The organism is Butyrivibrio sp., assembly GCF_017940685.1.
Lineage (GTDB): Bacteria > Bacillota > Clostridia > Lachnospirales > Lachnospiraceae > Butyrivibrio.
On record NZ_JAGAYD010000098.1, the window covers coordinates 1 to 16,081 of the forward strand.

The following is a 16,081-nucleotide window of genomic DNA, read 5'->3' on the forward strand; positions in this document are numbered from 1 at the left end:
TTCTGGGCAATCTTAAAGCTTCCTTTTTTGAAATCGCCAAGAGGCTTGTCAGTTTTGTTTCTTGTTCCTTCAGGATAAATAAAGATCGAGATTCCATTTTTTACTTTTTCTATGGCTGTAAGGACCATCTCAAGGCCCTTTCTGATATCTTTTCTGTCAAGGAACAGACAATCCATAAAGATCATCCAGACATTGAGAAGCGGTACCTTAAGGACTTCCTTCTTGGAAATAAAGCCAGTAGGATTTGGAACCCTTGGATAGCACAGGACTATATCAAAGATGCTTCGGTGGTTACCTACGTAGAGTACAGCCTGGTCCTTCGGAACATTCTCTTCGCCGATGACAGTTCTTTTCACACCGCAGATAAATATTACAACGTTGAAGGCCCAGCTTACGATGGCAAGGGAAGCCCTCTTTTTAAAAGGCTCGTTGAACCTCGAGATGATCCAGAGAACGAGCTGTATCGGAATGGATATTATCAGAAATATAGCAACAAATGCTACTGCAAGTATCAAACGTATCATATTTAAGCGCCTCGATTCATTGTTGTTTCTAAATTCCTTGTCTATTTTCTCATGATTGGGAAAAAATTGAAAGATGTAATAGCACCTTACTGAAAAGATTGATACAATGAGATACGGTAGGGACAAGGAGAAAGCTATGCTTATAGTAAAGAACGGTTACATGATAGATCCTGCGTCAAAAACTGAGGGCGTAAGGGACATAGTTATTGATGGAGAAATAATAGCCGGGATATATGTGGAGGGCAGCAGGGAAGTTGCTGAGCTCCTTAAGGGCAAGGATGTGACAGTCATCGATGCAAGGGGCAGGACAGTAGCTCCGGGCCTTGTGGACCCTCATGTTCATTTCAGAGATCCGGGATTTACATACAAGGAAGATATTGAGAGCGGTGCTAAGGCTGCTGCAAGAGGCGGTTTTACCAGCGTCATCATGATGGGCAATACAAACCCCCACATGGACAATGTGGAAACTATCAAGGATGTCCTTGAAAGAGGGAAAAAGACTGGCCTCAACGTCTATACCTGCGCCAATGTCACTATGGATATGGCAGGAAAAGAGCTAACTCCCATGGAGGAACTCATTCAGGCAGGAGCAGTTCTTTTCACCGATGATGGCAAACCCATAACTGATGAAAAGATAATGGAAGAAGCTTGCAAAAAGGCAGCTTCCCTTAATAAGGTCATAAGCCTTCACGAGGAGGACCCTGCCTTTATTACAGACAATGGAATCAACCACGGAAAGGTATCCAAGAAACTGGGAATTGAGGGATCTCCAAGGGATGCTGAGATCTCCATGGTGAAAAGAGATATCGAGATCGCCAGAAAAACCGGGGCAAAGCTTACGGTTCAGCATATCAGTACCAAGGAAGCAGTGGACAGGATAAGGCGTGCAAAAAAAGAGGGCCTGAGCATCTTCGCAGAGGCTACGCCCCATCACTTTACACTTACTGACGAGGCTGTACTTGAGCATGGCACCAACGCCAAGATGAATCCGCCGCTTCGCTTGGAGAGTGACAGGAAGGCCATCATTGAGGGCCTTAGGGATGGAAGCATTGATGTTATTGCAACAGACCATGCGCCTCATTCCAAGGAGGAAAAGGAAAAACCATTAACAGAAGCGCCAAGCGGCATAACAGGACTTGAGACAGCTCTTTCCCTTGGGATAAGAGAGCTGGTAAAACCAGGATACATGACCCTTATGACCCTGATAGAAAGATTGTCTTTGAGGGCAGCAAGGATCTATGAGCTTCCTGCTGGAAGGATCTTTGTGGGAGGCCCTGCAGACCTGGTGGTATTTGGGGAAAAAGACCAGTGGAAGTTTGACAGCTCTTTTTCAAAGGCTACAAACACCCCGTTCCTAGGGCAGTCACTTCCTGGAAAAGTATATGACACAATCTGCAAGGGCAAGATTGTTTATCAGGCAAAAGAGGAGAAATAAGTATGTCAGGGAAAATGAAATGCGAGGCAAAAGTATTAAGCCAGGAGCTTTTATCTGAGGGGATCTATGACCTGTGGCTTCAGGTTCCTTTTGCCAAGGACGTTGTTCCAGGCCAGTTTGTCGGAGTGTTTCCGCTTAATAAAGCAACGCTCCTTCCAAGACCCATCAGTATCTGCGAGGTGGATACAAATGGCAGCGCCATAAGGCTGGTGTACAGGGTAGTGGGCTCAGGAACAGCGGAGTTTGCGCTGTATCAGCCAGGAGATTATATGATGGTGCTGGGACCTTTAGGAAATGGCTTTCCACTTGATAAGGCAGCAGGGAAAAGAGCTGTTGTCATCGGAGGCGGAATCGGAGTTCCTCCACTTCTTGAGACAGCAAAGCGCCTGTCAAAGGCACAGGGGAGCAAGGCGCCTGCCAAAATCAGTGCAGTGATGGGCTACAGAAACAGCGACACCTTCCTTGATGATGAATTTACAAATTTTGCAGAAGTATATGTGGCAACTGAAGATGGGAGCCTGGGAACCAAGGGAAATGTCATTGATGCCATGAAGGAGCAGGATGTTCCCTGCGATGTGATCTTTGCCTGTGGACCTATGCCAATGCTAAGGGGCATCAAGGCCTACGCTCAGGAAAAGGGCATCAAGGCATATCTGTCTCTTGAGGAGAGGATGGCCTGCGGAGTTGGAGCCTGCCTTGGATGCGTCTGCAAAACCAAAGAGGTGGATGAGCACTCCCACGTCAAAAATGCAAGGATCTGTACTGACGGTCCGGTTTTTGATGCAGATGATCTGGATATGTGAGATGGAAGGTGGAACTTAAGTATGAATACATCAGTTGAAATAGCAGGGGTAAAATTAAAGAATCCGGTAATGACAGCTTCCGGAACTTTTGGTTCAGGAATGGAATACTCTGACTTTGTGGATCTTAACAGGCTCGGAGCGGTGGTTACAAAGGGCGTAGCTAATATCCCATGGGAAGGTAATCCCGTGCCAAGAGTTGCAGAAGTTTACGGCGGAATGCTAAATGCCATCGGCCTTCAGAACCCCGGAGTTGAGGTGTTTGCAAAAAGAGACCTTAAATTCCTGGAAGGATTTGACACCAAGGTAATTGTTAACGTATGTGGTAAGACAGTGGAAGATTATCTTGAGGTTGTAGAGAGGCTCTCTGATGAAAAGAGAGTTGATATGCTTGAGATAAATGTATCCTGTCCCAATGTAAAAGAGGGAGCTATTGCTTTTGGCCAGAAGGCGGACGCCCTTTTCGATATTACAAAGAAGATCAAGGAAAAGGCAAAACAGCCGGTCATCATGAAGCTCAGCCCCAATGTTACCAGCATTTCTGAAATGGCTAAGGCTGCAGAGGCGGCAGGTGCAGATGCAATATCCCTGATCAACACCATAACCGGAATGAAGATAGATATCTATAAAAAGAAATTTGTCCTGGCCAACAGAACCGGTGGAATGTCGGGACCAGCTATAAAGCCTGTGGCAGTCCGCATGGTTTATGAAGCTTCCCATGCAGTTAAGATCCCGGTTATCGGAATGGGTGGTATTTCAAACTATGAGGACGCCGTAGAGTTCATAATGGCAGGCGCAACAGCAATAGCTGTAGGAGCAGCCAACTTCCACAACCCTTATGCTACCGCAGAGATAGTAGAAGGCATTGAGCGCTACATGACAGAGCAGGGCATTGGGGATATAGGTGAGATCAGAGGGATTGTCTAAAGAAGGACATTTTTTGGTAAACAACTCTAAACAAAAAAAGAGGAAGAACTTTTGACGGTTCTTCCTCTTTTCGTTACTAGCAACAGTTACTCTACTTGATCCTTTCCTGTAAGCTGATCAAATCCCTTCATTACAGCGTCGAAGGTGTTTTTAGAGATCTCTGGAAGTTCTCCGCCCCAGGTCTTTTCAGCCTGTTTGTAGCCCTTCTCAAATGCAGATCTCATCTGCTCAAGCTTATCAGGATCGTCTCCTGCAAGCGCTTTGGCAAAATCAAGAATACGCTCGGAGGTCTGCTTAACGCCCCAGTAGCCGTCTTCTGATATGTCTTCCTGCGCCTGTGCTTTGGTTGCAGCATCTACTGTAAAATCACCTTTTGCAAGGAATCTCCAGATAGATTCATCATCACTGTCTGAATTGGCAATGCCATAAGCTTTGACCTGCTTGCCCATCATCTTGTGGACTATGTCCAAAAGCTGTTGCTGGCGAAGCGCGTCATCTGCCTTCAGCTGCTGGATGATCTTGGTCCTGTCGGTCTCCTTGTTTGAGATTATAGGCTTTTCGGCCTCTTTCTCATCGGATTTTTCATAGACCGCTGCCGCTTCTGCTTTGACCTTTACTTCTTCATCATCTTTTTTCTTGCTCTCCGCGGGAGCATTGATGGTGGAAGCATAGGTCGTCGCGATGTTGTTAGTAACCTCGGTAACTCCGTTTACGCCCATATAGAACTCCTTTTCCGCGCAAGGTTACCTAAAGTACCGCGCTTGAAACGAAACTATAGTTTACCTAATCTTCGTATCGGCTATTTTTTCAAAAACTTTAGGGGTTAAACAAAAATTTTTCAATTTTTTTGTATTTTTTTTCTTGTAATGAATTTGCCAAGGTGAGAAGATGAGATATAGCAGGAATTTAGGGCTTCTAAGGCCCCAAAAAGTCAGAAGCAGAGCGGAGTATGATCATGGAAATAACGAAAAAAGCCTACGCCAAGATCAATTTAGGGCTTGATGTACTTGGAAAAAGAGATGACGGATATCATCTGGTAAAGATGATAATGCAAAACGTTGATATATATGACACGCTGACATTTAGAAGGACAACAGATGGCAAAATAACCCTTAGGGCCAATGACGATACCATACCAGTTGATGACAGCAACCTTATCTGCAAGGTGGCAAAACAGCTCCAGGAAAAATATGGCGTCACATACGGAGCAGAGATTGAACTTGTAAAAAGGATACCAGTGGCAGCGGGCATGGCTGGCGGCAGCACAGATGGTGCGGCAGCATACAGGGCATTAAATGACTTGTGGGAGCTTGGGCTTTCTGATAAAGAGTTATGCGAACTTGCAGTTAAACTTGGAGCCGATATTCCATACTGCATTGTTGGCGGAACAGCTCTTTCTGAGGGCATCGGAGAGGTACTGACACCGATAGATGGTAAGGCGAAATACCACCTTGTTGTGGCTAAGCCAGACATCATGGTTTCCACAGGATGGGTATACACAGAGCTTGACAGCACAGAGATTACAAGACACCCAGACATCGACGCCGTGAAGGCAGCTATTTCTGAGGGCGATGTCAAAAGAATGTGCGACGAGATCCACAACGTTCTTGAGCCTGTAACTACAGCAAAATACCGGGTCATCAAAGACATAGAAAAGATCCTTGAGGACAACGGAGCAGTAAAGGCATTCATGACAGGCAGCGGACCTACAGTGTTTGCAGTATTTGACAATGAGAATACGGCTAAGAAGGGATTTGAAGCAGTTAAAAAAAGCGGACTGGCACCACAGCTCTTTTTAACAAAACCTATTGATCCAACACAAGTATGAAGGTGAACCATATGAGCAGAGAAGTAGAGGTTTTTGTCACAGGCATACATGTAAGAGAGGGCGAACCCACTGAGAAGGTGGAGAAAAACGCCACAGGAAGCTTTGAGATTTTGGAAGACGGAAGCAGAATTGTGGAATATGATGAGCATCATGATGAAGCTGCGTCCATGAAGGTCCACAACAGGGTAAAGATAGAACCGGATGGGCTTAAGATGGCTGTAATAAGAGAAGGTGCTACAAGCTCCAAGCTGTATTTTGGCCATGAACTTGAATATGACACAGAGTACAACACGCCCTATGGTTCAATGCAGATGAAGGTCAGGACCACAGATTTTGACTACAGCAACAAAAACGACGAAGAGATAAAGGTCGTGGCAGAATATGACCTGGAGATCGGCGGAGACGTGGTCTCAAGATCCATGATAGTGATAGAGATAAAAAAAGCGGTGGCAAAATAAATGCCACCGCGTTCTTTTTGATATTAAGTTATTTAACCATCTTAGCTCCAGCTTTTTCCTGAGCCTTAGCAATAAGGTTTTTGAAAAAGCTCTTTTTCTGCTCGGGAGCCTTGGTCTTGCCGTGAAGGCCCTTGACCTCTGTTACGTAGATGCCGCTTACTGAAGCCTTAACTTCCTTCTTGGTTGGAACTGAATCAAAGATCTTCTCATCGCAGATAAGACTCATTACTCTGTTTCCAATTCTTACCTTTAAGATAGGGAGCTTGCTGCCTCTAAGGAGCTTTGGGGTCTGATCCATTACTGCCTGAGGGAGACCTGCGTCCTTAAGCTTCATTCTCTTTTTGTCGATGATCAGCATGGTAACAGTCTGCTTCATGGCATCCAGCTGCTCTTGCTGCTCTGCCTGCTTTTTCTGAGCTCTTCTGCCAAGAATTATCAGTGCAACTATGGCTGCAATAAGGATGACAGCCAATACGATCAATACAATCCATCCGGTACTCAAAATACTATCCTCCAATACTTGAAATGCATTACATATTCTACCATTCTTTGGGGTTTTAGGCAATAAAATACTTTAATAAGAAGGAAGAGTGTGGTAGTATAAAAAATATTGTTTAAAGGAGTACTATTATGAAAAAAAATTACTTGTTTTACGGGGTGTTAGCAGCAACTGTTACCTTTGTGACAGCCTGCGGTTCTAATGCCACAACAGAGACTGAAACTCAGCCAGCAGCAGAAGCATCAACTACAGAGGCATCTGCAGATGATACAGCAGTAAATACAGACAATGAGCTTACACAGGCACCTGAAAAGATAGACATTGAGGGCCTTAAGACTACATCACTTCTTGATGTGGACGTTGACAGCCTTGTTAAGCTTGGGGATTACAAGGGCATTACTGTTGAGGCTAAAAAGAAAGAGGTTACTGACCAGGACGTTGAGGATGCATTAAACAGCACCTACTCAGCAAATCCTGAGATGCTCGAGGTAACAGACAGAGCTATAGAAGAGGGCGATACAGCCAATATCGACTATGAAGGCAAGTACGCTGACACCAAGGAAGCTTTCCAGGGCGGTACAGCTCAAGGGTATGATCTGGCTATTGGATCAGGGCAGTTTATTGACGGCTTTGAGGATGGACTTGTTGGAGTTAAAACTGGTGAGACAGTAGACTTAAACCTCAAATTCCCAGAGGATTATGGAAGTGCTGATCTTGCAGGTAAGGATGTTATCTTCACAGTAACAGTAAACTCAATCAAGACACCTGCTGAGGAACCATCAGATGAATGGGCTAAGAGCCTTGGAGTTGAGGGTGTAACAAACCTTGAAGAGCTTAAGGCTCATATGAAAGAGGACCTGGAGAATGAGGCTCAGGAGTCTTATGATGATGAAGTTAGAAACGCAGCTGTTGAGATTGTTGTAAACAATGCCACAGTTGAAGAGCTTCCAGAAGAGCTTTACAACAGATATTTCGTAATGATCTACAAGTCAGTTGAGAGCTATGTTCAGCAGCTTCAGGCAGCATATGGCGTAGAGGTTTCAGTTGAAGAGTATGTACAGAATATCATGCAGTCAAATGGTCTCTCAGGAGAGCCTAAGGACTACTTAAGTGATATTGCCAATCAGCAGGGAAAGAGATGTCTTGTGCTTCAGGCTATAGCCAACAAGGAAAACATCGAGATCACTGAGGATATTATAGATGAGTATGTGCAGAAGGATTATGACACATACTTCTATCAGGGCTATGAGACCATTGATGCTTACAAGGAATCATTTGATTCTGAGGACTACAGAGAACAGATCATGGCAGATAAGGTTGCAGACTTCATAGTTGAGAATGCCCAGGTTGTCGAGCCACAATGATCATAAATATTGGAAGGGGACAATATTATGGATTTAACAGATATCAGAGAGCTATTTGAAAAACAGGAAGATTTCGTTGGCAAGAAAGTCACAGTTGGAGGCTGGATCAGAAACTCCCGTGATTCTAAGGTTGTAGGATTTATCGTTTTAAATGACGGAACATATTTTAAACCGCTTCAGGTTGTTTATACTGATGCACTTTCAAACTTTGGAGATATCACCAAGCTCAATGTTGGTGCAGCAATAATCGCTACAGGAACTATCGTTGCTACTCCTGAGGCTAAGCAGCCTTTTGAGATGCAGGCAGATACCATTGAGATCGAGGGTGCTTCAACACCTGACTTCCCTCTTCAGCCCAAGAGACACAGCCTTGAGTTCCTTCGTACAATTCCGCATCTCCGTGCAAGGACTAACACCTTCGAGGCAGTTTTCAGAGTTCGTTCAGTTGCTGCTTTTGCTATCCACTCTTTCTTCCAGGAGAGAGGATTTGTATATGTTCACACTCCACTTATCACAGGAAGTGACTGTGAGGGTGCTGGTGAGATGTTCCAGGTTACAACCATGGACCTTAACAACGTACCAAAGACTGAGGAAGGCGCAGTTGATTATTCCAAGGACTTCTTTGGCAAGCCAGTTAACTTAACTGTTAGCGGACAGCTCAACGTTGAGACTTACGCATTCGCGTTCAAGAACGTTTATACCTTTGGACCTACATTCAGAGCTGAGAACTCCAACACCACAAGACATGCTGCAGAGTTCTGGATGATCGAGCCTGAGATGTGCTTCGCAGATCTTAAGGACGACTGCGATACGGCAGAGGCTATGCTCAAGTACGTTATCAACTACGTTTTAGAGCACTGCCCAGAAGAGATGGCATTCTTTAACGAGTTCATCGACAAGGGACTAATCGAGAGACTTAAGAACGTTGCTGAGAGCGACTTTGGAAGAATTACATACACTGAGGCTGTTGAGCTTCTTGAAAAGCACAACGACAAGTTTGATTACAAGGTAAGCTGGGGATGTGATCTCCAGACTGAGCATGAGAGATACCTTACAGAGGAGATCTTCAAAAAGCCTGTATTCGTAACAGACTATCCAAAGGAGATCAAGGCATTCTATATGAAGCTCAACGAGGATGGCAAGACTGTTGCAGCAGCTGACTGTCTTGTTCCTGGAATCGGTGAGATCGTTGGCGGAAGCCAGAGAGAGGATGATCTTGAGATTCTTGAAAAGCGTATGGACGAGCTTGGACTTAAGAAGGAGGACTACCAGTTCTATCTTGACCTCAGAAAATATGGAAGCGTTCGCCATGCAGGATTTGGACTTGGATTTGAGCGTTGCGTAATGTACCTTACAGGTATGGGCAACATCAGAGACGTTGAGTCCTTCCCAAGAACTGTTGGTAATTGCGAGCTCTAATCTATATTTTGATATAAAAACTATTATGCTATACTAAATGTAGTAACCTGTTAATATTAAAAATAAGCAAGGGGGTATTGGAATGAAAAAGATTTATTCTGTCGTTGCCGTGATACTTTCCCTTGCTTTTTTCATGCTCACTCCAGTTTCTTCCTACGCTACTACCAGCGAGGAGCTCAAGGAAACACAAAAAAAGCTCGAGGATGAAAAGAAGGCTCTGGACAAGCAAAAGAAGGCTGCTGAAAATCAGAAGAATGCCAGCCAGAGTAAGCTCAACCAGGCCAACAGCCAGATAAGTGAAAACACTGAAGCTATGGGTGAAACCCAGGAAGCTATTGACGAGACCCAGGCTGAGATCGTTGGTCTAATGACCGATATCGAGCTTATAAAAGAAGACATCGCCTTTAAGGCCCAGCAGATAGAAGAGACCAATGCCAAGTACGAAGAAGCCAAGTATCAGGAAGAGACTCTTTACGAAGCTATGGTCCAGAGAGTAAAGTTCATGTACGAGAAGGGTAACTTCTCCTATGTACAGATTCTTTTAACAGCTACAAGCTATGCAGATGCCCTCAACAAGGCATCCTACGTAGAAGAGCTGTATGAGTACGATAGGATCAAGCTTGCGGAGTTCGTGGCAGCCAAGGAGGCAGCTGAAGAACTTGGACAGCAGCTTGAAGAAGAAAAGTCAGAACTTGAAGCTTCACAGTATGAGCTTGAGGAAGAAGAAGCCTATATGGAAGAGCTTCTTGCACAATACAAGGCAACATATGCAGACTATGAAGTTAAGCTTGCCAAGGCCAAGCAGGACGCTGCAGTTTACACAGCTCAGGTCAAGAGTCAGCAGGCCAGCATTGCAAGTCTTCAGAAGCAGATAGAGGCCAAGCAGAAGGAAGTAGATGCAGCCAAAAAAGCGGCAGCAGATGCTGAGGCTGCGGAGGAAGCTGCCAAGGCTCAGGCAGAGTCAGACGGAGATTACACCTCATCAAGCTATACTTCATCGGGTTCATCGAGTTCATCTGGCTCATCAAGCTCTAAGTCATACTCAGCACCAGGAAGTGCAACTGGCCAGAATATTGCCAACTATGCGTGTCAGTTTGTTGGTAATCCATATGTAGCAGGTGGAACAAGCCTTACAGACGGAGCAGACTGCTCTGGTTTCGTAATGTCAGTATATAAAGCTTTTGGAATCTCAGTTCCCAGAACCAGCTGGGCACAAGGGTCCTACGGCAGAGAAGTGTCATATTCAGATGCCCAGCCTGGAGATGTTATTTACTACGGCGGACATGTTGGAATATATATAGGAGGAGGAAGGATCGTACATGCCAGCACTCAGAAGACTGGTATCAAGTACAGTCCAGCCACTTACAGATCCATTATCAGTGTCAGAAGATTTTTATAATTCAATTTAGGAGGAGCCATGGCTACAGAAGAAAAGGTCATAGTCATCGACTTTGGCGGCCAGTACAATCAGCTGGTTGCAAGGCGCGTGAGAGAATGTAACGTCTACTGCGAGATCTATTCCTATCGCACACCAATTGACAAGATAAAGGAGATGAACCCCAAGGGTATCATCTTAACAGGAGGCCCTAACTCCTGCTACGAAGAGGGCGCACCATCCTATACAAAAGAGCTCTTTGAACTGGGAATCCCTGTTCTTGGCCTTTGCTACGGAGCTCAGCTCATGATGCACATCCTTGGCGGAAAAGTCGAGAAGGCTCCTGTAAGGGAGTATGGCAAGACCGAGACCTTCATTGATGGCAGCAAGGACAAGCTCTTTAAAGGAGTAGAGGACAAGACCATTGTGTGGATGAGCCACTTTGACTATATCAGCAAGGTTGCTCCTGATTTTGAGATAATTGCCCACACAGCTGACTGTCCGGTAGCAGCTGCGTGCAATGAAGCCAAAAAGCTCTATGCCATCCAGTTCCATCCGGAAGTTCTTCACACTGTAAAAGGCAAGGAGATCCTTCATAACTTTGTAAGGGAAATCTGTGATACTGCAGGTACCTGGAGAATGGATTCCTTCGTTGAAAATACCATCAAAGAGATAAAAGACAGAGTAGGAGATGGAAAAGTCCTCCTTGCTCTTTCAGGCGGAGTTGACTCATCAGTTCTTGCAGCCCTTCTTGCCAAGGCTATTGGTAAGCAGCTCACCTGCGTATTTGTAGACCACGGTCTTCTTCGTAAGAACGAGGGCGATGAAGTTGAGAGCGTATTTGGCCCTAATGGAAACTTCGACATCAATTTTGTAAGAGTTAATGCAGCTGAAAGATATTACGCTAAGCTGGCAGGCGTTGAAGAGCCTGAGAGAAAGCGTAAGATCATCGGCGAAGAGTTCATAAGGGTATTTGAGGAAGAAGCTAAAAAGATTGGCGCAGTTGACTTCCTTGCCCAGGGTACGATTTATCCAGACGTAGTGGAGTCAGGTCTTGGCGGAGAATCTGCTGTTATCAAGTCCCACCACAACGTTGGCGGACTTCCTGACTATGTTGATTTCAAAGAGATCATCGAGCCCTTAAGATCTCTTTTCAAGGACGAAGTAAGAAAGGCAGGGCTAGAACTTGGCCTTCCAGAGTATCTTGTATACCGTCAGCCATTCCCTGGCCCAGGTCTTGGAATCCGTATCATTGGCGAGGTTACTGCAGAGAAGGTCCGCATCGTTCAGGACGCCGACTTTATCTACAGAGAAGAGATTGCAGCAGCTGGCCTTTCCAAGCTCCCTGACCAGTACTTCGCAGCTCTTTCCAACATGCGCTCAGTAGGCGTTATGGGTGATGAGAGAACCTACGACTACGCTGTAGTCCTCCGTGCTGTTGAGACCGTGGACTTCATGACAGCCGAGGCCTCCGAGATCCCGTTTGCAGTTCTCCAGAAGGTCATGAGCCGCATCATCAACGAAGTAAAGGGCGTAAACCGCGTAATGTACGACCTTACAAGTAAGCCCCCAGGAACTGTGGAGCTGGAGTGATAACGAGCCAGGCACTCACAAGTATCAATAAGCACAGGTACGAAGTACCTGCCCAAATAATAAAGACAGCAACTCATGCTTGCATGAAGGGTGCTGTCTTTTTATTTGGGTAAGCACTGCGAAGCAGTGTGCTTATTGATACGGAGAGTATCTGGCGACAACAGACGCTTATAGAAATCGCTGCTTTTTAGCGATTTCTATAAGAGGAGTGGAATATCTAAGGAAACAGCTAAGCATACGTTGACAACGTATATAGACAGTTGTATACTTTGATAAAGTATAAGAATGCATTGGAGATGACAATATGGATATTTCAGCAAGAATAAAGGAATTACGAAAGAAAACTGGACTATCGCAAAGTAAGTTTTCTGCAAAATTTGGAATCCCTGTAAGAACTCTTCAGCAATGGGAACAGGGTATAAGTGCCCCTCCGGAATACTTGGTTAGAATGATGGCGTATATTATGCAGCTTGAGGAGAAGTTTGAGAATACAGATTCATAAATGATTGTGGTGTCATGATTTCACAGCAATTTGCATCGCGTAGAACAATGGGAGTATCGTTATGGATAAAGCTACGACTAATAAAAGGGGGCTTGTGACTTCGCAGGATGTGAGCCTGGATAAAGAATATATCGAATGGATACATGAGTTAAAATCAAGATTTCGAAATTCTCAGATTAAAGCTGCTGTCAAAGTGAATTCAGAACAACTACTGTTCAACTGGCAACTAGGAAGGGATTTAGTTGTTCGAAAAGCCGAGGAAAAATGGGGAACGGGGATTGTTAATCAAGTCAGTCTTGATCTTCAGGCGGAATTTCCGGAAGCGAAGGGTTTTTCTGCAAGAAATTTGTGGAATATGAAAAAATGGTATCTATTCTATGCTGAAAACGATGGTGTATCAGATATACTTCAGACCTTTAATTCGCTCATCAATACTGAAAGTGAAAAATTGCAACAAGTTGCTGCAGAAATACATGAAAAGCCGGACAGGCAAAAACTGCAACAAGTTGTTGCAGAAATTCCGTTCCCCGCAGGATTTAGTTTTGTGCCTTGGGGGCATCATTGTTTGATAATAACGAAATGTAAGGAAGTAGATGAGGCTCTCTATTATCTCCGTCGTACGATCGAAATAGGGCTTAGTCGTAGTGCCCTGGATGATTGCATTCGGGCTGATTTATACCACACATCGGGAGCGGCGATTACCAATTTTGCAGAAAAACTTCCTCCTATTCAAGGTGCGTTAGCGAAAGAAATCTTAAAAAGCAATTATGATTTTGGATTTGTCAGTCTTCCAGATGGTTTTGATGAAGATGCTTTAGAAGGTGTGTTAGAGCAGCGTATGACGCGATTCCTGTTGGAGCTCGGTGAGGGCTGGGCATTTGTGGGACGACAGAAGGAAATTATTATTGCCGGAAAGACCCGGAAAATCGACCTGCTGTTTTATCATATTTACCTTCGATGTTATGTGGTTTTGGAACTTAAGGTGAAGCCATTTGATCCTGAGTTCGCGGGTAAACTCAACTTCTATGTGAATGCAGTTAACGAATTTATAAAGCGGGATAGCGATAATCCGACAATCGGACTTTTGATCTGCAAGGATATGGATCGCACGGAGGTACAACTCGCATTTCAGGGAATAACCACTCCTATGGGAGTAGCAACATATGACAATGTGAAAATCAGAGAGATACAGGAGCACCTTCCTACAGCAGAGCAGATACAGCGGCAGATTGCTTTGGCAGAAGAAGAATACAAAATGCAGCTTGCCAAGAAAGAATAGTTGATTATGGTAGAAAAGAATATTGATGTGGAGATAAAGGAAAAAATTGATGGATAATAAGGCATTTGACTCTAAAAGGATAGCACAGGGTTATGCCAAAAGACCCTGGCTTCATAAGTCTGTAATAGAACAGATTAAGAAAGATTGCAGTCTTCCGAAGGATTTTATGTTCAAAAATGGTCTTGACGTGGGCTGTGGAGCAGGTCTTTCAACCAAGGCACTAAGGCTCATATGTGACAGGGTAACAGGAACAGATATAGCAGAATCAATGGTTGAAGTATGCGAAGAGATTTATGGCACAGATCCTTCTTACACCTTTTATGTTGCTAAAGCAGAAGAAACAAGAATCCCAAATATAAAATATGATATTGTAACGGCAGTAGGATGCATCAACTGGGTGGATGAAAAGAAATTCATGAGTAATATGGCTGAAGTTTTGGATGATAATGGGCTTGTTGTAATTTATGATTTTGGCATTACAGACAGAATGGTAGGAAATGATGATTATACTAGATGGTACCGGGATGAGTATCTTGGAAGATTTCCTAAGCCACCAAGAAAAGAGAATAAGTGGACTCAGGCTGATCTGGTCAATGGCTTTGTAATGGAAAAGCAGACAGAATATGACATGGAATACTCTTTTACCCTGGATAAGTTCGTGGATTTTATGTTAATCCAGTCCAATGTTAATGCTCAGATAGAGAGCGGAAGAGTCAGCGCTTATGAGATAAGGAAATGGATGATGGAATCCTTGACATCGGTCTTTGATGGGAGAGAAAGGCATCTTGTATTCAATGGATACAGCTGGTATATAAGGAAGAAGAAAGTCAACTGGTGACAAATTGTAACCAGTTGAAAATGACAATACAATATAAAAAACATTTGCAAACTGGAGTGACATATATGAACGAATACATGGTTGAAAAATACAGACAGTTAAATGCATTTGCCCAAAAAGGGCAGATCCTTTTTGTGGGCTCATCACTGATGGAGCATTTTCCGATAAACGAGATCCTCATGAGCAGAGGCCTTAGTACTGTAATTTATAACAGAGGGATCAGCGGATATACTATTCCTGAGCTTCTTGAGTCCATGGACGAGCAGATCTTTGACCTTGAACCATCAGTGATATTTATCAACATCGGAACTAATGATATCAGCCGGCCTGAAGAGACAGCAGAAGGATTTGAAGCTGACTACAGGAATGTTCTTTCCCAGATAAAAGAAAGACTGGCAAAAACAAAAGTCTACGTAATGGCCTATTATCCGGTTAACGTAGAACTTGCGAAAAAAGTAGTTGCCTGGCCTGAGGCACCACTGGCAGCAGAGCTTCGACTTCAGAGACTTGATAAAGCAAACGCAATTGCAGAGAGCCTTGCAAAGGAGATGGGATATGAGTTTATCAACGTTAACGACGGCCTTGCCGGAGTTGACGGGCAAACCCGTAAGGAGTATTCTACAGACGGAATACACATGTGGCCGAAGGCCTACGAGATCATTTTTGATAATATGAGTAAGTACATCTTTTAAAGAGAAAAACATAAAATGAAACGCGTTGATTTTGAAAATGGAAAAACCTTAAATAACATTCTGGCTACAGCCCTTCCAATGCTGGTGGCCCAGATCATAAATCTTTTGTACAACATCGTTGACAGAATATACATAGCCCGTATCCCGGATATAGGCACAGTAGCCCTTGGTGCAGTTGGTCTTTGTTTTCCTATAGTGATCCTGACTACAGCATTTACCAATATGTTCGGGAGTGGCGGAGCGCCATTATTTTCAATTGCAAGAGGACAAAAGAATGAAGAAAGAGCGAGGGAGATCCAGAACACCTCGTTCTTTTTACTGATTGTTACTGGAATCATCCTTATCATTGTGGGAGAGATCTTTGGAAGGCCAATCCTTGCAGCCTTTGGAACTTCAGAGGCAGCCATGGTCTATGCTCTTCCTTATCTTAGGATCTACATGCTTGGAACGATCTTTTCCATGATCTCCACAGGAATGAATCCCTTTATAACAGCCCAGGGCTATGCAGTTATAGGAATGACCACAATTGTGGTGGGGGCAGCAGCCAA

Annotated in this window: 17 protein-coding genes; 14 read left to right on the plus strand and 3 right to left on the minus strand. The window is 44.3% G+C overall.

Features of this window, described 5'->3' with window-relative positions; translation table 11 throughout:
• Positions 1-524 (minus strand): lysophospholipid acyltransferase family protein (locus tag J6I68_RS06155; RefSeq protein ID WP_292218561.1); only part of this gene is annotated, 524 nt, incomplete at its 3' end.
• Between the two features lie 136 nt (positions 525-660).
• Here J6I68_RS06155 and J6I68_RS06160 point away from each other — a divergent pair.
• The 3 genes from J6I68_RS06160 to J6I68_RS06170 are packed head-to-tail and all read left to right on the plus strand — an operon-like array spanning position 661 to position 3,686.
• Positions 661-1,959 (plus strand): dihydroorotase, encoded by a 1,299-nt coding sequence (locus tag J6I68_RS06160; RefSeq protein ID WP_292218563.1) that lies wholly within the window; start codon positions 661-663, stop codon positions 1,957-1,959.
• Between the two features lie 2 nt (positions 1,960-1,961).
• The gene (locus J6I68_RS06165) at positions 1,962-2,762 is read left to right on the plus strand and encodes a dihydroorotate dehydrogenase electron transfer subunit (protein ID WP_292218564.1); all 801 of its coding nucleotides are present in this window, start codon (positions 1,962-1,964) and stop codon (positions 2,760-2,762) included.
• 21 nt (positions 2,763-2,783) lie between these two features.
• Positions 2,784-3,686, plus strand: a complete 903-nt coding sequence (locus tag J6I68_RS06170; protein ID WP_292218566.1) for a dihydroorotate dehydrogenase — start codon at positions 2,784-2,786, stop codon at positions 3,684-3,686.
• A gap of 86 nt (positions 3,687-3,772) precedes the next feature.
• Here the strand turns inward: J6I68_RS06170 and J6I68_RS06175 are convergent, their stop codons facing one another.
• The gene (locus J6I68_RS06175; RefSeq protein WP_292218569.1) at positions 3,773-4,405 is read right to left on the minus strand and encodes a hypothetical protein; all 633 of its coding nucleotides are present in this window, start codon (positions 4,403-4,405) and stop codon (positions 3,773-3,775) included.
• 236 nt (positions 4,406-4,641) lie between these two features.
• Here J6I68_RS06175 and ispE point away from each other — a divergent pair, with 236 nt between their 5' ends.
• Positions 4,642-5,514: a 4-(cytidine 5'-diphospho)-2-C-methyl-D-erythritol kinase gene (gene ispE / locus J6I68_RS06180; protein ID WP_292218571.1), complete on the plus strand. Its 873-nt coding sequence runs from the start codon at positions 4,642-4,644 to the stop codon at positions 5,512-5,514.
• Positions 5,515-5,525: 11 nt separating this feature from the next.
• The gene (locus J6I68_RS06185) at positions 5,526-5,972 is read left to right on the plus strand and encodes a DUF1934 domain-containing protein (RefSeq protein WP_292218573.1); all 447 of its coding nucleotides are present in this window, start codon (positions 5,526-5,528) and stop codon (positions 5,970-5,972) included.
• A gap of 28 nt (positions 5,973-6,000) precedes the next feature.
• Here the strand turns inward: J6I68_RS06185 and J6I68_RS06190 are convergent, their stop codons facing one another.
• Complete coding sequence (locus J6I68_RS06190) at positions 6,001-6,474, minus strand: hypothetical protein (RefSeq protein ID WP_292218575.1); 474 nt, start codon at positions 6,472-6,474, stop codon at positions 6,001-6,003.
• A gap of 128 nt (positions 6,475-6,602) precedes the next feature.
• On the opposite strand from J6I68_RS06190, the gene tig reads away from it, so the two are divergent.
• The 9 genes from tig to J6I68_RS06235 all read left to right on the plus strand — a co-directional run.
• The gene (tig, locus tag J6I68_RS06195; RefSeq protein WP_292218577.1) at positions 6,603-7,835 is read left to right on the plus strand and encodes a trigger factor; all 1,233 of its coding nucleotides are present in this window, start codon (positions 6,603-6,605) and stop codon (positions 7,833-7,835) included.
• A 27-nt stretch (positions 7,836-7,862) separates the two neighbouring features.
• Positions 7,863-9,254: an asparagine--tRNA ligase gene (gene asnS / locus J6I68_RS06200; protein ID WP_292218579.1), complete on the plus strand. Its 1,392-nt coding sequence runs from the start codon at positions 7,863-7,865 to the stop codon at positions 9,252-9,254.
• An 82-nt stretch (positions 9,255-9,336) separates the two neighbouring features.
• A complete protein-coding gene (locus J6I68_RS06205) occupies positions 9,337-10,653 on the plus strand; it encodes a C40 family peptidase (protein WP_292218580.1) in 1,317 nt (438 codons plus the stop codon).
• 18 nt (positions 10,654-10,671) lie between these two features.
• Positions 10,672-12,222 (plus strand): glutamine-hydrolyzing GMP synthase, encoded by a 1,551-nt coding sequence (guaA, locus tag J6I68_RS06210; RefSeq protein ID WP_292218582.1) that lies wholly within the window; start codon positions 10,672-10,674, stop codon positions 12,220-12,222.
• A 304-nt stretch (positions 12,223-12,526) separates the two neighbouring features.
• A complete protein-coding gene (locus tag J6I68_RS06215) occupies positions 12,527-12,724 on the plus strand; it encodes a helix-turn-helix domain-containing protein (protein ID WP_292218583.1) in 198 nt (65 codons plus the stop codon).
• Between the two features lie 61 nt (positions 12,725-12,785).
• Positions 12,786-14,003, plus strand: coding sequence for a PDDEXK nuclease domain-containing protein (locus tag J6I68_RS06220; protein ID WP_292218585.1), 1,218 nt, complete (start codon positions 12,786-12,788; stop codon positions 14,001-14,003).
• A gap of 49 nt (positions 14,004-14,052) precedes the next feature.
• On the plus strand, positions 14,053-14,841 hold the full coding sequence (locus J6I68_RS06225; RefSeq protein WP_292218589.1) for a class I SAM-dependent methyltransferase: 789 nt from the start codon (positions 14,053-14,055) through the stop codon (positions 14,839-14,841).
• Positions 14,842-14,906: 65 nt separating this feature from the next.
• Positions 14,907-15,533, plus strand: a complete 627-nt coding sequence (locus J6I68_RS06230) for a GDSL-type esterase/lipase family protein (protein WP_292218591.1) — start codon at positions 14,907-14,909, stop codon at positions 15,531-15,533.
• Between the two features lie 15 nt (positions 15,534-15,548).
• Positions 15,549-16,081, plus strand: a 533-nt coding sequence (locus J6I68_RS06235) for an MATE family efflux transporter (RefSeq protein ID WP_292218593.1), incomplete at its 3' end; no start/stop codon positions are given.